This is a genomic window from Bremerella alba, assembly GCF_013618625.1.
Taxonomy (GTDB): Bacteria; Planctomycetota; Planctomycetia; order Pirellulales; family Pirellulaceae; genus Bremerella; species Bremerella alba.
This window is the reverse complement of sequence record NZ_JABRWO010000012.1, coordinates 1-16,567: the sequence shown is the minus strand read 5'-3', so window position 1 is coordinate 16,567 and position 16,567 is coordinate 1. Positions and strand designations below refer to the sequence as shown.

General features: G+C 55.6%; 15 protein-coding genes. 7 read left to right on the top strand and 8 right to left on the bottom strand.

Annotated elements, in window-relative coordinates:
• Nucleotides 1-38 precede the first annotated feature (38 nt).
• On the top strand, nucleotides 39-437 hold the full coding sequence (locus tag HOV93_RS19725) for a hypothetical protein (RefSeq protein ID WP_207398262.1): 399 nt from the start codon (nucleotides 39-41) through the stop codon (nucleotides 435-437).
• Between the two features lie 67 nt (nucleotides 438-504).
• Here the strand turns inward: HOV93_RS19725 and HOV93_RS19720 are convergent, their stop codons facing one another.
• Both HOV93_RS19720 and HOV93_RS19715 read right to left on the bottom strand, forming a co-directional pair.
• The gene (locus HOV93_RS19720) at nucleotides 505-2,322 is read right to left on the bottom strand and encodes a CotH kinase family protein (protein ID WP_207398261.1); all 1,818 of its coding nucleotides are present in this window, start codon (nucleotides 2,320-2,322) and stop codon (nucleotides 505-507) included.
• A gap of 54 nt (nucleotides 2,323-2,376) precedes the next feature.
• Nucleotides 2,377-3,087: a DUF4956 domain-containing protein gene (locus HOV93_RS19715; RefSeq protein ID WP_207398260.1), complete on the bottom strand. Its 711-nt coding sequence runs from the start codon at nucleotides 3,085-3,087 to the stop codon at nucleotides 2,377-2,379.
• Nucleotides 3,088-3,528: 441 nt separating this feature from the next.
• On the opposite strand from HOV93_RS19715, the gene HOV93_RS19710 reads away from it, so the two are divergent.
• The 3 genes from HOV93_RS19710 (at nucleotide 3,529) to HOV93_RS19700 (ending at nucleotide 4,799) form a co-directional block, all read left to right on the top strand.
• Nucleotides 3,529-3,855, top strand: coding sequence for a hypothetical protein (locus tag HOV93_RS19710; protein WP_207398259.1), 327 nt, complete (start codon nucleotides 3,529-3,531; stop codon nucleotides 3,853-3,855).
• Between the two features lie 96 nt (nucleotides 3,856-3,951).
• Nucleotides 3,952-4,512 (top strand): ribonuclease domain-containing protein, encoded by a 561-nt coding sequence (locus HOV93_RS19705; protein ID WP_207398258.1) that lies wholly within the window; start codon nucleotides 3,952-3,954, stop codon nucleotides 4,510-4,512.
• Nucleotides 4,509-4,799 carry a barstar family protein gene (locus HOV93_RS19700; protein ID WP_207398257.1) on the top strand — a complete coding sequence of 97 codons (291 nt, stop codon included), beginning with the start codon at nucleotides 4,509-4,511 and terminating at the stop codon, nucleotides 4,797-4,799. Before HOV93_RS19705 ends, HOV93_RS19700 begins: the two co-directional genes overlap by 4 nt.
• A gap of 161 nt (nucleotides 4,800-4,960) precedes the next feature.
• Here the strand turns inward: HOV93_RS19700 and HOV93_RS19695 are convergent, their stop codons facing one another.
• Nucleotides 4,961-6,490 carry a sigma-70 family RNA polymerase sigma factor gene (locus tag HOV93_RS19695; RefSeq protein ID WP_235990702.1) on the bottom strand — a complete coding sequence of 510 codons (1,530 nt, stop codon included), beginning with the start codon at nucleotides 6,488-6,490 and terminating at the stop codon, nucleotides 4,961-4,963.
• Between the two features lie 664 nt (nucleotides 6,491-7,154).
• Here HOV93_RS19695 and HOV93_RS19690 point away from each other — a divergent pair.
• Entirely contained in the window at nucleotides 7,155-7,940 is a 786-nt protein-coding gene (locus HOV93_RS19690) for an enoyl-CoA hydratase/isomerase family protein (protein WP_235990700.1), read from the top strand.
• Between the two features lie 20 nt (nucleotides 7,941-7,960).
• Here HOV93_RS19690 and HOV93_RS19685 read toward each other — a convergent pair whose 3' ends face one another.
• The 3 genes from HOV93_RS19685 to HOV93_RS19675 form a co-directional block, all read right to left on the bottom strand.
• Nucleotides 7,961-10,252: a hypothetical protein gene (locus tag HOV93_RS19685; protein WP_207398254.1), complete on the bottom strand. Its 2,292-nt coding sequence runs from the start codon at nucleotides 10,250-10,252 to the stop codon at nucleotides 7,961-7,963.
• An 88-nt stretch (nucleotides 10,253-10,340) separates the two neighbouring features.
• Complete coding sequence (locus HOV93_RS19680) at nucleotides 10,341-10,589, bottom strand: ribosomal protein L7/L12 (RefSeq protein WP_207398253.1); 249 nt, start codon at nucleotides 10,587-10,589, stop codon at nucleotides 10,341-10,343.
• A gap of 131 nt (nucleotides 10,590-10,720) precedes the next feature.
• Nucleotides 10,721-10,933: a hypothetical protein gene (locus HOV93_RS19675; RefSeq protein ID WP_207398252.1), complete on the bottom strand. Its 213-nt coding sequence runs from the start codon at nucleotides 10,931-10,933 to the stop codon at nucleotides 10,721-10,723.
• 1,077 nt (nucleotides 10,934-12,010) lie between these two features.
• Between HOV93_RS19675 and HOV93_RS19670 the strand changes: the two genes are divergently transcribed.
• Both HOV93_RS19670 and HOV93_RS19665 read left to right on the top strand, forming a co-directional pair.
• Complete coding sequence (locus HOV93_RS19670; RefSeq protein ID WP_207398251.1) at nucleotides 12,011-12,289, top strand: flagellar biosynthesis anti-sigma factor FlgM; 279 nt, start codon at nucleotides 12,011-12,013, stop codon at nucleotides 12,287-12,289.
• A 267-nt stretch (nucleotides 12,290-12,556) separates the two neighbouring features.
• Entirely contained in the window at nucleotides 12,557-13,063 is a 507-nt protein-coding gene (locus HOV93_RS19665; protein ID WP_235990698.1) for a Fur family transcriptional regulator, read from the top strand.
• A 115-nt stretch (nucleotides 13,064-13,178) separates the two neighbouring features.
• On the opposite strand, the gene purB is transcribed toward HOV93_RS19665, so the two are convergent.
• Both purB and HOV93_RS19655 read right to left on the bottom strand, forming a co-directional pair.
• Nucleotides 13,179-14,606, bottom strand: coding sequence for an adenylosuccinate lyase (gene purB / locus HOV93_RS19660; protein WP_207398250.1), 1,428 nt, complete (start codon nucleotides 14,604-14,606; stop codon nucleotides 13,179-13,181).
• Nucleotides 14,607-15,287: 681 nt separating this feature from the next.
• Nucleotides 15,288-16,214: a hypothetical protein gene (locus HOV93_RS19655; protein ID WP_207398249.1), complete on the bottom strand. Its 927-nt coding sequence runs from the start codon at nucleotides 16,212-16,214 to the stop codon at nucleotides 15,288-15,290.
• Nucleotides 16,215-16,567 lie beyond the last annotated feature (353 nt).

Below are 16,567 nucleotides of genomic sequence, written 5' to 3'. Positions count from 1 at the left end.
GCCTAAAAATGCCCTGTCGGCCCAGAAAGCCAGCCTGCATGCCATTTGCTTTGGAGTTTCAGAACAACGGCGTCTTTCTCACATTTGCTGAGGTGGTGACCGATGAACATCTGCTGGAATCGGATGAACAGTTGTACGGTCACGTCTACCCCGACGGGCTTCAATTTCAACTGGTCGACTTGACCGAAGTCCGCGACTTTCGAGCCTCGCACAAGACGATGCGTTATCTGGGAGAGAAAGATCGCGAGTACTCTCAGACCCACGGTCGGCAAGTGATTGCCGTGATTGCCCCGACGCAGGGACGTTCCAACAGTATCGTGTGGGAAGTCTGGGCTCAAGATACCAGCACCAGCGATCCGGCTTTGGTGACGAAGCTAGTCGACAACCGCGAAGAAGCGGTCGCCTGGTTGAAAGAAAACGGGATCGAAATTTCTTAGCGTTAGCCGCCGTGGTTACCACCGACCGTTGAGCCCTGGGTAACCACTGCGGAAACGACGTCCCCTGTTACTTCATCGGCGGGGCCTGATAGTTCAAGAGGAACTTGCGACGTTCATCAAAGAACTTCTTCAACGAAGGGCTTGGCTCGTTCGGGTCGAGCGACGTGGCCGATTGAAACGCCTCGGTTGATTCCAGCTTACGGGTATCGGTGGCGACGACCTCGGCAATCAACTGGGCGTGCTGCTGGATGACCGGTTCGATCGCATCTGGGGCCATCGATTTTTCGGCGATCTCGCGAACATAGTTCAAGTACTTTTCGCGAAGGCCAGGCACGGCCAACAATCGGCTACGCAGCGGCATGCGTGGGTTGTCGACATTGACCAGCGGATCGAGGTCGGGGCCGCCATGCCCGGGGCCCCCAGGTCCGCCGGGACCACGCCGACCGCGTGGCGGTCCTTGTTCGTTAGGAGGTCCGCCACCAGGGCCAAAGCCGGGAGGTGGGAAGCCACCAGGTCCGAAATCGTCGGGGCGTCCACGCCCAAAATCCGCGCGATCTTCAGGGGGGCCACCACGCATCGGTCGTCGATTGCGATCGTCCTCGCGCGGAGGTCCCTGATCGCCAGGGCCACGTGGACCCATGCCAGGTGGTGGACCACCGGGACCGCCAGGACCACGGCTGCCGCCACGTCCTCCTTCGAAGCCTTCGTTCATATCGTGCGGGATCACGTGGAACTGCTTTTCGCTGTCGAGAAACAAGTAGTAATCGCTGGCACGTGTCCAATAGCCATCGCTGTTGACCAACGCCACGTCCAAGGCCAGAAAACGTAGGGTCTCGTCGATGTCGAGCATCGGCTCGAGTTCGCTTTCCAGTTGGTCGAGCGGGGTTTCGTTAAGCGTCCGGCAAAGCTTGATCAACGCAGCCCAGGCCTTGGCGCCGTCGTTCGACTTCATATCGTAGCGGCGTTTGTACTCTTCGAGGTCTTCGCCCAGGTACCGCAGGCCGCCGTCGGCGTGGGGACTGCCACTTACCTTCCAGCGGGTACCTTTGGTGGGTTTGAAGTGCTCGGCGATGAACGTCTTGTCGTACTGCTGCACGTTGGCATAGACGCCCCAGCTCTCGCCATTGATCACCACGCGGACATGGTTGGCCTTAGGGACCGGGAGGTAGTCGCTGGCGATATGCGAATAAAGCACCGTGCTCATGAGCGAAGCATCGCCGGCACAGTTCAAAAGATTAAAGGTCTGATAGCCGTGCAGGTTCTGATCGTCGTCGGCCAGATCAAGGGAAACGTTGAACGACCGCTTATGGCCGGCCGAGACCATGCCATACGAAGAAGCCCCGCGGAAGCGAATGCCCACGTTGGGAAAGGTCTGCCCGTCGACGGTTAGCGTTGCCGGGACTTCAACATCGGTGCCGTGAAAGTCTTCTAGCTCTTTTTCCCAGTCGTCGTTCTCGAACTCGAGAAAGAAGGTCCTCAGCACATTGGGGGCGTACATGTCGGCGTCGTCAAACTGTGGGACTTGATCCGCCGTCACCTGAGGACCTGGCTTGGGTGCCGGACGTTCACCACGACCTCGGCGACCCCCCGGAGGCCCGAAGCCACGGCGCTGGCCGGTATCTGATTTCGCAGCCACACGTGCTTGGGCGCGTTCCTTTTGATCGAGCCAACCGTTTTCGTCGTGGTCGAATTCTTTGACCAGCTTGCGGTCTTCTTGATTTCCGCCAGGACCACCAGGTCCGCCGGGGCCACGTGGGCCACCCGGACCAAAGCCGCCGGGGCCTCCTGGAGGGCCGCGAAAGCCTTCGGGCGGTTGGGCACTGGCCACCGCCGCAGAGAGTGCGATCGTCAGAATAAGTCCGCAGCAGCGGGATAAGTGGATCATATCGGAAGCTTTCGTATCGTAGTAACTCAAGGGAAACGAGGACCGCAGTTGGGGTTACGTTTCGTTTTCAGGAGGTGAATCTACCGCTGGAACCCAGATGGTCAGCGTGGCTTTGTTGTTGGGAAGGTCGATCGTTTTGATCTCGAACTGCTCGACATCTAAGCCGGTTCGCGTGCGAAGATCGGCCAGCAAGGTTTCGCGGTGTGCCTCGCCGAGCCATTCCAAACGGTCGTATTCAATCGTGTACTTTGAACGTTTTTCCTTCTTCGAGGACTTGCCATTCCCATTCTCGCTTGTGCCGGGATCTTCTTTGGCGTTGTCGCCGTTGGACTTGCCGTTTTTAGAAGTCGATCCGAGCACCCGTTCTTTCAGCATCGTGCTGGCGAAGATGACCGAATTGACTAGAAGCACTTCGGTGTAGCTCGTCTTTTTGTTGGCCAACGAATTGATGACGGCGATTCCGATAACGATAAACAGATAGGTCATTTCCTTGGGACGAATCGAATCGGTGCGATAGCGAAGCACGCCGAACACGGCAAACAGACCTAACGCCAATCCTAAATCGAGTTCGAGTTTCTTCATCGTGAAGCAGATAAAGAAGACCACGATGTTCAGCATCACCGCCGTAAAAGCAAACTCGCGCTGACGTTGGCTGGGATAAATCCCAAACACGACGATCAAGGACAGAAAAAACAAATTAACGCCAAAGCGGACCAGTAACTTGTAAACGTCCGTATCAAAGAGAGGGACTTCCAGAAATTCCATAAGCGTGTTGATCTCTCATGCTCATTCGGTTTCGGTTAACCGAATGAATCTCTCTCAGGTCGAATGAATGATGGTCACGGTGCAGTGCATAGCTTGGCGACTTGAAATACGGCCACCCGCAGTTTCGCTGGCAATGGCTTCGGGGCTATCTATTGTTAAACCCGTGTTAAGAAAAGAAGTACCGGTCGCGTCGTCAGAAAATCAAAAATTCAAGCGAGGATCACCCGTCAACGGCTTGGACCACCTCGTCTGAGGGTGACATGCAAAACGCTTTTCAGGCGTTTCGATTTCGTATTGTGCAGATGGTTTTGGATCGAGCCTAGCTTCTTCTGGAGGTCCCAGGAGATGGCTTCCGGTCGCCGAGCAATCGGTAAATTGATCGCTTTTAAAGATCGAGAGTGCCTACAATAAGAGTTACGGACTAATGGACTTCCTCATCGTGTGAAAACCTCCCTCATGGCCGACGAAAAATCATCGAGTAAGAAACGTGGCTGCCTGGCCGTCTTTGGTCTGCTTATCTCTATGACCTACCTGGCCAATCTCTCTGGCGGGTTCATCGAAATCCCGGACAACATTCCTGGCATTGGCAACCTGGACGAAGTCTTTTTCTCAGGCATCTTTTTCGCTTCGCTGGCACAGTTGGGGATCAGCCTGCCGTTTATGGAAGGGAAGGGGAAATCGATTCGTGAGTCACGCAAGCAGCGCGAGTCCGACGACGTGCTGGAAGGAAAAGTCGACCCGGTCGATCCGGCCGGCGGCGACGATTGACCGTTGCAGGACTTGAGCAGTGCGGCCTGGGATGGTTTGATGAGGCCTGCTTTCCCCATTATTTAAAATCTTCCCCAACCCATGAAGGAGTCTGGGATGTCCCGCATGAAACTTCGGCTGATCGTTTTCGGGATCGCCTTGCTGGTTTTCGGCGTCAATGCGCTGATGGAACGCTTTGGAGGCGAGAAGACTCCGCAAGTCGATGCGACTACCACCGCCGATCCGCAAGGGGAAGTGGTCGACATCACTCCGAGTGCAGCGCCCCCGGCGACGGCATCTGAAAAGGGCTCGGACATTGCCCAGTGGAACCAAGGGGTGCTTGAGGGACCAGAAGAGGTCGCGATTGTCGAGCATCTGGTCGAGCACGGCACGCTTCCTGATTCGTTCATCACGAAGAACAAGGCCCGCGATCTGGGCTGGGAGGCATCCGACGGAAATCTTCGCGACGTGGCCCCTGGCAAAAGTATCGGCGGCGACCGTTTCATGAACCGAGAACGGGAACTGCCCAGTGCGTCTGGCCGCAATTACTTTGAAGCCGACTTGAATTACCACGGAGGACATCGCGGCGCCGAGCGGTTGGTTTACTCAAGCGATGGATTGATCTTCGTGACCCGCGACCATTACCGCACCTTCGAAGAGGTTCAAACCAAACCATGAGTGAACCAGAGCAACGGCGGGTGGTGGTGCCCAAGAGTCTACAATCGGTCGAAGAAATCTATGCTTTTCTGGGCCAGCATCTTGCGTTCCCCAGTTACTTCGGCTGCAACCTCGATGCGTTGTACGACTGCGCGACCAGCGACATCTCTCAGCCGGTGTGCCTGGTATGGCCCAGAAACTGGGAATGCGGAAATCCTTATCTGTACCTCAGCGCGATGCGGCTGCTGGGCGTGCTGATGGACGCCGCCCAAGAGAATCCCAACCTGAAGCTAGAGTTGGCAGACTGAGGCAATCTTGTCCCCTCTCCCTCAACTCTTGTGCCCTCTGTGGCTAATCTTCTCTCTTCATGCTCCAGAAAACGCAGGCCAAGAAAAGGCGAAAGGACGGTGGCTTAGTGTCGCCGAGCCGTCCGTCCTTTCACACACCCAATTCGGAGAGCGGTTGATGCCTAGGCGGTTTCCGCCGTGTCGGCAAGTAGGTCTTCGGCCCCTTCCAGGAAGCTGGCCAGCCCACGCGAGCGGTACGGCTGTTGCAGCTTGCGGACGGCCTTCGATTCGATTTGGCGAACACGTTCGCGAGTCACGCTGAAGATCTTGCCCACTTCTTCCAGCGTATACGAGTAGCCATCGGTCAGGCCGTAACGCAGGCGAATGATCTCGCGTTCGCGGTGGTTCAAGTGTTGCATCACCTCGCCCAATCGTTCTTTGAGGGCCTGCTGATGGGTTTCGTACAGCGGATCGACATCCCGATGATCTTCCAGGAACTCGCCAAAGAAACTGTCGTCGTGATCGCCGACCGGTTGGTCGAGCGAGAGCGGGTTACGGTTCATCTTGCAGATGACCTTGGCATCTTCGTTCGAGATGCCCATCCGCTGAGCGACTTCCTCCGGCGAAGGCTCGCGGCCCAGTTCCTGAACTAACTCGCGGGTCACGGTACGAACCTTGCCCATGGTGTCGATCATGTGAACCGGAACGCGAATCGTGCGGCTTTGATCGGCGATCGCTCGGGTAATGGCCTGACGAATCCACCAGGTCGCGTAGGTGCTGAACTTGTAACCACGTTCGTGCTCGAACTTGTCGACCGCACGCATCAGGCCGGTGTTGCCTTCTTGGATGAGGTCTAAAAAGCTGAGGCCACGGTTACGATACTTCTTGGCGATCGACACGACCAAACGCAGGTTGCCGGCTGAAAGACGACGCTTGGCCGCATCGTATTCTTCCTGGAACTCGGCGATCTGTTGCACTCGACGACGCAGCGTGGCAGGGCTTTCTAATGTGACTCGCATCAGGCCGTGCAGTTCGCGTTGCATCTCTTCTAGCGATTGACCGTTGAGGTGGCCGCCATACTCGCGGGCCAGTTCCATGTTTTCGACCAGCGTGTCCATCCGCTGCGAGATCTCGCGAAGCTTAGGCAGCTGCGGTGTGACTTTGTTGGTTCGCAGATTCAATTCTTCGATCAGTTGAACCGCTTTCGCACGGCGACGGGTCAAGCGTTTCCAGGCTGCCTGACGATCGGCCGGATTGGCCTTCTTCGAGATCGCCACACGGTAATCGGCGTTGTTGGCTTCGAGCATGCCTTCCAGGGTGATCAGGTTCGGCACGATCCGCTTCATGATCAGCTTCTTTTCCTTGGCGTTGGTCACCGAGACTTCCACGGTGCGATCCAAGCGAAGTTGACCATCGCGAACTTTAGAAAGAAGGTCAAACGAATGACGCAGGATCAGGTCGTTGGCAATGACCGCATGACGGAAACGTCCACGCCATTTGTCGATCTGCGTGGCGGCGTCGATTTCTTCGGGACGGGTCAGCATGGGGATCTCGCCCATCTGCATCAGATACATCCGGACCGGGTCATCGACCTGGCTCACTTCCTCGACGGTTTCTTCTTCGTCCGAGCTGTCGTTGATCACTGTGATGTTGTTGATCGAGACCGAATCGAAATCTTCGTCTTCATGGAAAGCTTCGTGCGAGCGAGTCATGGGTGCGTTCTCCATCGGTGGGTACTTAAACGACCGTGACAAGCACGATCGGGCGACCCCACCGTTAATCGCAGCACCTATGCCGAAAGCAGAATCCCGCGTCAAGGTATTGCCCTAAGTGTAGTTGTGGTAGCTGTTTGCAATGATCTTGGTTAGCGAAGGTGAACATGCCCATGTTGTCGAGATGCAACAAATGGGGCTTAAAATCTGTGGTTAAAACCCATCAACTCACCTGGATTCGCTGCCTCCAACCAAGACTCTGGCAATATGCTTAGACGGGGAAAACCGGGAAAACGTTCCATCGGAAGGCTTAAATGCTTATTTCGAGCACGGTTTTCCAGCGAACTGTGGCAATAAATCAACACGCCCAACCCTTCCTTTTTTTGTCCCCCGCTCCCCCACGGGAAGAGGGTCAGGATGAGGGGGAGACCAGCGTACCCGCCACGATTGCCCTTACTCGCTAGACCCAGCGCCATCGAAGGAACGCGTTTAGAGTTGAGGGGAAGTTGGTACCCACTGCTCAACCCTCACCCTAGCCATCGCCCTTGGGAAGGAAACGCGGTCAAGGCGGTGGCCTCGTGTCCCCGGAATCGGGCAGAACTGTTACGATAAAAGGACTCGTCTATCACTCAAATCCCTTTTCCCGTGCGGTCTCGTGATCAAGATGTCTCAGCCCCTCATTCAGGTCAAAGTTCATCAAAACCTAGGCACGATCTCGATTCACCGAGATGAGAAACGCAACGCGTTGACGCGAGCGATGGTCTTCGATTTGATCCAGGCCTTTCGCGACTTGCATGGCGAGCGGAAAGTTCGGGCAGTCGTGCTGACCGGCGGTGGTTCGGCGTTTTGCTCAGGCTTGTGCCTGGAAGAGATGAACGAGATTGCCCAGGAAGACGACAACTTCGATCGCTGGCATCAAGACACCAGCAGCCTTGCCGAACTGATTCACCTGATGCTGCTGTTCCCCAAGCCAATCATCTCGGCCGTCAATGGACCGGCGATGGGGTTCGGGGCGGGCTTGGTCTTGGCGTCCGATATCGCCATCGCCGGACCCGACGCGGCGCTCGGCTTTCCGGAACCCAAACGCGGAATAGTGAGTGGGCTTTGTACGCCGCTGCTTCACTTCCGCACCGGCGGACGACACGCGGCTCGGCTGCTGCTCACCGGTGAAACGATCAGCGCCGAAAGAGCCGTCCAGATCGGAGCCTACGACGAGATCGTCCCCACGAACAACCTTTGGGCGTATGCGGCCGAACTGACCAAGCACATCGCCGAGGCGGCACCTCAGGCCATTCAGCTTACCAAGAAGCATCTGAACGAAACGGTCGGCGAACAACTGGAAATGTTGATCTCGCTAGGTGCCGCTGCCAGCGCCACCAGCCGCACAACCGACGCCGCCAAGGAAGGCCTCGCAGCGTTTGTCGAGAAACGCGATCCGGAGTGGCGCTAAGAGAGAAGTTGGCTGCGGACCTACTTCGCAAAGTGCCGCTGTAGATAGTCGCAGTTGATAACTTTCTCGATCAAGTCGTGCGGTACATAGAAGTAGTGATTGGAAGCCTCGTAGCCAATCCGAGAGTCATTCGCGACAACAGGATAGAGACCCATGGCGGTCTTCATTTCCTGTGCCAGCGTTTCTTGAATCTCTTGCCGGGCAGCCGCTTTCTCTTCGAGGCCCTGCGCTGCCGCAAGACGGTCACGAGCCAGAATGAAACGCACTTGCTGCGGGACTGTTTGAAAGTGTAGATGCGATGCTTTGGCGACCGAAAGATCGTCCTCGGCGAACTGCTTTTTATCGGCCGGAACCGATTTCGCGGCGGCTTCCAGATAGGTTAAACCTTCGGCGAACCCGTCTGCGATTTTTTGAAATTGACTGGCGTAAACCTCCGGCGGGAAAGGGGCACTCCAGCGTTTTAGATTGTCATAGGGAAAGCACACCATGCCTGGGGAATAGCCGGTTGGCTCGGCATACAGAAGGTTTGCCGGGCCGATATGTTGTGGACCGGTGTACATTCCCGCATAAGGATATTCGGCATAGCCTTCGCTGAAGTGCTTCCAGGCTGCTTTGGCATTCGCCGCCGAGGCCTCGCCGTAAGTCGACTGGGCCAGCTTGTCGAGGGCCTGGTCGACGGTCAGTTCAGAGTCCTCTGCGAAGTATTTAGCCAACTCCAGGTTGGGCGATGGATAACCACCCAGCGACCAACTAAGCATTTGCCCGTCCAGCTTGGCCGATGCCAAATTCGCATTGTGCTGAGCGATCAGGTTCATCACGGGAACGTACGGTACGGCGGCCATTTCCCATGTGACATTGAACTGAACCTTGGCCAGCGTTGGCAGGCCTTTGCTCTGGGCGACCTGCCAATGCTTGAGGGCACGTGGGCCGGGGCCGACAGCCGAGATCGAGTACTCGCCGATCGTAGCCTTCACGCCACCTCGTTCAATGGGAAGTTTCCATTCGCTGACCGACATCAGCCAGATGTCTTCCGGCAACTTCGCGACCGTATCGCTGGCATCTCCATGCCGAGCCCAACCCCAATCCCAGGCGATCACCTTCGCCTCGGGTGCGGATCGATGGACGCCTTGGGCGATTGCTGTGTTGATCTCGACGAGAATATCCGACGCATCCCGGTTTTGGCAGCGAGGGCACTTGTCGTGGGTGAACTTCGACGAGCAGTTGGTGAGGTTCTCGGAAGCGGTAATCGTAAAGACCCCGCCCAGGCCAGGAACGCGATCGAAGACATACGCCAGACTATCGCTAACCCATGCTCGCACTTCCGGCGAGCTGGTACACATCGCAAAGTAAGGCACCGGTGAGCTAGGATCAGGCACGCCTTTCAGGTTCGGCCGATGCTCGAAGAAACTCTCTGGCATGGCCCGAGGTTCATTCATATAGAGGTAGACATCGATGTTGTACTTCTTGGCGCGTTGAACCAATTGCGCCAGGTTCTTGAGTCGCTCTTGGTGTCCTTCGCCGAATTCTGGAAATTGCTTCGAGGGGGGCGACAGGTCACGCAGGACAACGTGCAGCCACACACCATTCACCCCGCGCTGTTGCAGTCGGGCGAGTAAACCTGCAGGGAATGGATCGAGCGAAGGGTCGCTCAAGGGGTCGCCGAACATCGCGAAGTAAGAGTAAATGAATCTAGGATGCTCGTCGTCGTTCTGAACAATCGCCGGCGCCGTCAACGTGGGATCGACCTGGCTTAGTTCCTGGATGAAAGCAAATCGAGGTTCAGGCGGAAGAGAGAGTTGCTTACCGAATTTGGTTTCGACCAGTGATTTGATTTCGGCTGCCCGTGCTTGGGCTGCCGGGGCAGGGGAGTGGTAAACAACCTTTGGGCAATTTGGCTTCAGGTTGCCCAGCTTGATCAACAGAAAGTCGTCTTCCCGCAGACGATGAGCAAACTCTTTTTCGTCGATTTGCAACAGCTTCAGCAGTTGCTCGTACGGCAATAGGTGCCAGTTGCGGCGGACCAGTGTGATGTACCCGCGGGTAGCCATCTGCCGCGGAACGTCTACGTTGTCTGGCAGGCCCATCGAAGCGGCGAGTGCGGTGATTTGCTCGGGCGTGGCCTCTAGGACATCGGAGAGAATTTCAACCGGCACCAAGCCCCAATTGCGCCAAACCACGGCATGCAACGTATCGGGAAAATGATGGACGGGAACAGGAGCCTTGCTCGAGACAGCTGGCAGTTCGCTAGCAGGTAACGCAGGGCAAGCAAGAAAAACAACGATCAACGGCAATAGGCAACGAAGCAGGGACAAAGCTGCGACTTTCAAGAGAGGTGGGATTGAGGCGGGAAGCTCATCCTGTCCTGTCGTCGACTGGCTGTCAACCGTTTCGCTGGCTGCTTTAAGTTAGCATCCAAGCACCCAAGCTACCCAGGCCTGCGGCGATCAGGATCAGCACGCCGGCACAGCCGCCAGCTTTGGGTAGGGTTTCACCGTCGGCGATCATCTTGGCCTGGATCGCGTCGACTTGATCTTTGGCTTCTTTCAGGCCTATGCCGGATTCTTCTCGCAGCGTTTTAATTGCTTCGAGCTTGTTACCTTGGCGAATCTGTTGCTTGATGGTGTCTAGATTCGATGGGTCTTGCGACATGGCTGCCTCTCGGTCAAGAAACGAAAAGAGTGTCCCAAAAAATTAGGACACTCTTAGTTTAGGTCATTCTGAAAGCTTTGTGGACGCCGAAAGAGATAAAGAATGAATGGATACCGGCACCAGCGAACAAGTTACGATTGAGGAGCCACTTTGGCCCAATCGCTCTGACGCTGGGACTTGGTGGTTTCAAAATCGTGGAATTCGAGGCGCAGTTTGATCAACTGTTGGTCCATCCAATCGGATAGCTCCATGTAAGGCGCTAGGCCTACCATGATCCGGGCTTCTTCCCGGTCTCGGGCGTCTTCCAGCTTGATTTGCATGGTATCGAAAAGCGAGTCGTTCATGAGCGAACTCCCAAGGGAAAGTTCGCTACAGTCCCTGTAGCTGACAGCAGCGAATCCTGCGCTGCACTGACGCGTGCTCTACTCTAAGTTTTAGACGTGAAATAGACTCCTCTGGTTCACGTCTTTCTTAGATTTAGTAAAAAAGGCTCACCCTTGCAATAGGACTAACGTGGTATCCCAAGGCGTTAGGTGAATTTAAAGGGGGGTAAAATTGCAATCAAGGCCTTCGGAGGGGCTTGGTTGCACCCCTTGTGGGCCATGGGCTCCGATCTTTGCTTGTCTTCCACGCCGATCTGGGGCCTCTCCTGTTTATTATTCGCTTCGTGTGTGCTGATCTGAAGGCAAATAATGAGAATTACCAAGGAAAGAACCGCTTCCCTATAGTTAGGTTAACGTACGAATTGACGTGTTGGTTTCCTCCTATGTCGAAATAATTCGAGGAAATCCTCGGATGGGGCCGGAATTTCTCAAGATTCAGGCTGCGTCGGTCGCAATTGCGATTGAGCCAATCTGACAATTGCCGTACTCTCGGGCTCGTTTGCCGGGCGGCATGGGAAAAATGTCGCTAGAGCAACAATCGCCGTAATTTTTGGCAAACCATTTGCATAGTGCAGTCGTAACGATTGTGCGATACGCAAGGCAGGTACTCGCCGCCGACGGTTCTCTGGGGCCCTGAATAAGCCGTTTAATCGGTTTAATTTGCCGGTCCGAAAGAGACAGCCTGGTCGGCGACGTTGCCAGGGACTGCATAACGAGACCGAGTCAAGGATGGTTGAATCTCGAGTGCTAGCAAGTCGATAAGAAGGGTACTTCCTGACGAACTCTTCGCCGTGAGTCACTTGCTTCACACGGATGGCTATAACTGACACGGAATACGGCACCATGGAAGACGCCAATGAACTATATTTGCGAGGTTGGGAAACTGCCTCCCACGGGTTGCCTGAAGAAGCCGGGCAAACCAACTTAGGGAAAGCCCAGACCTCCGTTCCGGTCATGATTTTAAGGACGTTACGTTTGAGTGGACCCAATCAACCCAAAACTCAAGCATAAAGACGTCAAAGGGAGTTAGGATTTACCATGCATATTAATGGCCCAACCGCAGTTCACCCGGCACAGTCCATCCGAGGTCCGCATCACGCACCGCAGGCCCCGACCGTAGACAGCCGTAGCCAATTCGACACCGTCGACGAACTCGATATTTCTCACGAAGCCGACTTTGCCAGCCAGGTGAAGGACATCCCGGACATTCGTGCGGATCGAGTCGCCCAGATTAAGGCCCAAATCGCCGACGGAAGCTACCTAACCGACGAAAAGCTCGATCTGGCTATGGAACGCCTGCTCGATGAAATCGGCTAAGTTGCCAAAAACAAACAACTTAGAAAACCCGTAAACACGGGCAGCATTCTCAATGGGTGCTGCCCGTTTTTTCATTGTACGGCTCGCTTGCGTGCGGTTGTCAAATTCAGGCCAAACCTGGGCTTGTAGCTGGGCAACTTTGGCCTAGAATTCCGTATTGAGACTGATGAGCGTTGCATCTTCGTATCTTCTTAAACAGCAATTAGATAGATAAAGCAACTCAGTCTCAACAAAGCAGAAGCCCTTGTTGTCCTTATTGAGATTCCCATGTCTGATCCGTTTGCTTTGGAAGCCGTCGACGTTGCTCTAACCCCGATGGAGCGGTTCGAGGAGTACCTTAAAAGTAAGGGAAAGCGAATCACGCAGCCGCGCCGTATCCTCATCGAGCACGTTTTTAGCCACCACGAGCATTTCGATGCCGATCAATTGATCGACGAACTTTCGCACCACAGCAAAGGTTCCGATCGTGTCAGCCGCCCGACCGTTTATCGAACGCTGAATGAATTGGTCGAATCAGGCCTGCTCAGGAAGATGGAAATCGGCGGCCGAGCCGTGTACGAACACGACTATGGCTACCCCGATCACGATCACCTTTACTGCACTCAGTGTCAGCAATTGATCGAATTTCAAAGTGCGGAACTCAAAGAGCTTCGCGACGAAGTGGCCCGCAAGCATCAATTCCGCGCCACTGGCCATCGTTTCATCGTCAACGGCGTCTGCGAAGAGTGCCAGAAAAAGTCGCGCCGCAAAAAACGCCGGGTCGACTTAATCTGAGGTAGAGCCCGCGTGCTGCGGGTCGGATGCCTCTCATGCAGCAGCCAGGCCCCCTCGCCCTAACCCTCTCTCCCGAGGACGGTGGAGAGGGGATAAGATTCGTGGGGCCGTACATTTAAACTTTCAACTCTTCGTTCTCAAGCGAAACATTCGCGTAGCGATCGCGGATGGGTTGAATGATATCGGCGAGGAAGTCGTCGACCTGTTCTGGGGCCCGGCCGACGTATTGTAACGGTTGCAAAATGGCTTCCGCGTCGAACTCGGGGAACGCTGGGTCCGCTTTAATTCGGGCCAGCAGATCGTTATCGAGCCCTTCCTGCTTGATGCGTGCTCCTGCTTCGCGCGAGTAGACGCGAATTTTTTCGTGCAGATCCTGCCGATCGCCGCCAGCTTTGACGGCGGCCATCATCAAGTTCTCGGTTGCCATAAATGGCAATTCTTCGGCCAGGTGACGTTTGATCAACGCAGGATAGACCACCAGCCCGTCGCACACGTTGGCCAGAATGATCAAAATCGCATCGATCCCTAAAAACGACAGGGGCAGGCTCAGTCGGCGGTTGGCACTATCGTCTAGGGTGCGTTCCATCCACTGGGTTGCCAGGGTGTTGGCACCGTTGGCCTGGTTGCTGATCACATAGCGAGCCAGCCCGCAAATACGTTCGCTTCGCATCGGGTTGCGCTTGTATGGCATCGCGGACGAACCGATTTGGTTTTCTTCAATCGGTTCTTCTATTTCGCGGCGATGGGACAGAATTCGCACGTCGGTCGCTATCTTATGGGCCGACTGGGCGATGCCGCTCAGGCAGTCCAGCACCTGGGTATCGACCTTACGCGAGTAAGTCTGCCCGGTGACGGCGTACAGCTGATCGAAGCCCATCTTTTCGGCGACCCGCTTTTCGAGCTTCTTCACTTGGTCGTGATCGCCGTGCAGTAGTTCCAGGAAGCTGGCCTGGGTTCCGGTGGTTCCCTTGGTGCTGCGGAAACGAAGCAAGTCCAAACGGTGTTCGACCTCTTCCAAATCGAGCACCAGATCGTAGCACCACAGCGTGGCCCGCTTGCCGATGGTGGTCGGTTGGGCCGATTGCAAATGCGTGAAACCGAGGCAGGGGAGGTCGCGATATTGTTTGGCGAAGTCGGCCAAGAGGTAAATGCAGCGAACCAGTCGATCGCGGACGAGTTCGAGAGATTCCCGCAGAAGAATGAGGTCGGTATTATCGGTCACGAAGCAGCTGGTTGCACCCAAGTGAATGATCGGCTTGGCGACCGGTGCCGCTTCGGCGAACGTCTCGACGTGGGCCATCACATCGTGCCGGCGACGCTTTTCATGCTTGGCAGCCAGGTCGAAATCGATGTTGTCCAGGTTGGCCCGCATCGCTTCGAGCTGCTCGTCAGAAATCGAAAGCCCCAGCTCTTGCTCTGACTCGGCCAAGGCCAACCAGAGACGCCGCCAAGTGGAATGCTTCTTCTGCGGACTCCACAAAAAACTCATGTCCCGCGAGGCATACCGAGAGATCAACGGGTTTTCGTATTGTTCGTGCGACATGTGAAGTTTCCCTGTCTGGATGCGAGTTGGCGTCTGAACCGGTTGATTTTAACGAAGAACGGGACGATTCGGCAGGGTATGTCCGACGGTGATTCAGAAGCGACCCTGCGTCGCAGAAATTCAAAGAGTTAGCCACAGAGTTCACCGAGATCACTGAGGGAAGTGGTTTAAACGACAGATTTCGCGGATGGACACGGATAAGAGGGTGATGAGGTCGCATGTGGTTGATTGTCTCCTTACCTAGAAACAGCGCCCAAATAAAGCGGAGCAAACGGGCGCATACACGAGCGTCCCATCGACGTAGGACGCTGAGCAGCGCAGCCAGTCGCATCATGATCAACATTGCCGTGATGCCTACACATCTCCGGTCCCTTCGCCCCCTTACCCGCACAGAGAGGGTTAGGGTGAGGGGGCATCCGGCTTGTTGGCAGCGCATGCGCGAACGACGTTCCCGAACGATTCGGAACGTGTTCTTGTGGTCTTTGTTAAATTTTGTTCAGGAACCCCTCTCCCTTCGAGGGAGAGGGGACAAGAGATGAGAACCCTGTTTTGATGTAGGGTGCTGAGCAGCGCAGCGAATCGCACCATGCACAACGTTGTCGCGTTGCCATTTGATGGAGACCGCATTTGGTGCGATACGTTCCGCTTCGCGTCTCTGCTCGCACCCTACCGGAGGTTAAGTCAGGGAGGGCCGCGTTCGTTGGCTAGATACTGGTTCGGTTTGACATCGGCGGGTGCCATGCTCACGTCTTTGTGGGCGTGTTTTTCTTCTGACCGGCTTACCTGTTCGATCCAGTACAGAAGGTCGAACTCTTGGACTGCAACGTGAGGTCGTGCCCTTGGCAGGTTATCGTCAGGCAAGTGCGCTTCGTACGAGGGTGTTTCTTCTGAAACGCCATGCTCGAATCGCAGGCCTTCGATCTTGGCCTGCTTCAAACGAATCTCTTCCTGCAGTTGCAGGTCGAGCATCTTGGTGTGGTAGAAGGTCCACGCCAAGAAACGTTCTCGATCGCGCGTGCGAGGTTCTTCGAACAGATGCGTTCGCCAACGGAGTTTCCGTTGGCGCCAGGTCTCTGTGTTTTGCTCGCGTGGTGGCCGGGTCACCGTCCGCGCTGGCTTTGTCTTTTTTCGACTGGGCAGCGGGGGCGGATCTTCGGCGGGGATCTCGTAGGCGTCGATCTCAGGATCGATCGGCACCGTCAGATAATCGGCTAGGAAGCCGGGGTCATCGGACTCTAGATATTGGGCGTAAAGTGCTTCCTGCTTGGCCTTTTCGGACTGGTTGTAGGCCTCCCAGGCGGCTTCTTTAAGGGCGTCTTGCCGACGAGCGATTTCATCCCAGGGGGATGATAAGTCCGGTTGCGGTAGGACGAAGTGTTTCGACTCGGTCGGTTGCCATGGTGGCTCGTCGGCTGGCTCTTCTTGGGCCGGTTCGTTATTGACAGACTCGTTATCGACTGGCTCCTCAGGAGGCTCATCAGCCAGGATGGCCAGGACTTCTCCGCAGCAGGGGCAAATGAGTCGGTTGCCATCGATCACGGCAACCTGCGAACCGTGCGCGGAGGCGCCCAGTTCGTGTTTTTCAGGTTTTTCGTGGTGATGGGACATGACGGTGCTCTTATATGGTGTTGGGTTTAGTAGGGCCCCGCGCGAACGCGGGTCGCGAAGCGGGTACCAGGCGTCCGACCCGCGACACGCGGGCCCTACGTTTTGCTGCTTGTCTAGCAGCGAAACTGGGTACGGATTTCGTATGCCTAAAAAGAAAATAGGCACGGTGCCGGGGAAGCGTCCCCTGGGCATGATTTAGATATATCAGCCTGGTGTAGCATATGTACACGGCCAGCGCGCACTTTAGGTAATCTGCGGTAGCGCGTCCAATCTCTTTCTGCGATGATAACGCTTTTCCAAATCCGTGTCTCGCGCCGCAGGGAAGAGTTGATGGCTCGCCAGATTGATCAGGA

What these genes read in the sequence shown, in the direction of transcription:
- HOV93_RS19725 (WP_207398262.1), top strand. Translation starts at nt 39, where the DNA reads ATGCCATTTGCTTTGGAGTTTCAGAACAACGGCGTCTTTCTCACATTT.
- HOV93_RS19720 (WP_207398261.1), bottom strand. Translation starts at nt 2,322, where the DNA reads ATGATCCACTTATCCCGCTGCTGCGGACTTATTCTGACGATCGCACTC.
- HOV93_RS19715 (WP_207398260.1), bottom strand. Translation starts at nt 3,087, where the DNA reads ATGGAATTTCTGGAAGTCCCTCTCTTTGATACGGACGTTTACAAGTTA.
- HOV93_RS19705 (WP_207398258.1), top strand. Translation starts at nt 3,952, where the DNA reads ATGTCCCGCATGAAACTTCGGCTGATCGTTTTCGGGATCGCCTTGCTG.
- HOV93_RS19700 (WP_207398257.1), top strand. Translation starts at nt 4,509, where the DNA reads ATGAGTGAACCAGAGCAACGGCGGGTGGTGGTGCCCAAGAGTCTACAA.
- HOV93_RS19695 (WP_235990702.1), bottom strand. Translation starts at nt 6,490, where the DNA reads ATGACTCGCTCGCACGAAGCTTTCCATGAAGACGAAGATTTCGATTCG.
- HOV93_RS19690 (WP_235990700.1), top strand. Translation starts at nt 7,155, where the DNA reads ATGTCTCAGCCCCTCATTCAGGTCAAAGTTCATCAAAACCTAGGCACG.
- HOV93_RS19680 (WP_207398253.1), bottom strand. Translation starts at nt 10,589, where the DNA reads ATGTCGCAAGACCCATCGAATCTAGACACCATCAAGCAACAGATTCGC.
- HOV93_RS19675 (WP_207398252.1), bottom strand. Translation starts at nt 10,933, where the DNA reads ATGAACGACTCGCTTTTCGATACCATGCAAATCAAGCTGGAAGACGCC.
- HOV93_RS19670 (WP_207398251.1), top strand. Translation starts at nt 12,011, where the DNA reads ATGCATATTAATGGCCCAACCGCAGTTCACCCGGCACAGTCCATCCGA.
- HOV93_RS19665 (WP_235990698.1), top strand. Translation starts at nt 12,557, where the DNA reads ATGTCTGATCCGTTTGCTTTGGAAGCCGTCGACGTTGCTCTAACCCCG.
- purB (WP_207398250.1), bottom strand. Translation starts at nt 14,606, where the DNA reads ATGTCGCACGAACAATACGAAAACCCGTTGATCTCTCGGTATGCCTCG.
- HOV93_RS19655 (WP_207398249.1), bottom strand. Translation starts at nt 16,214, where the DNA reads ATGTCCCATCACCACGAAAAACCTGAAAAACACGAACTGGGCGCCTCC.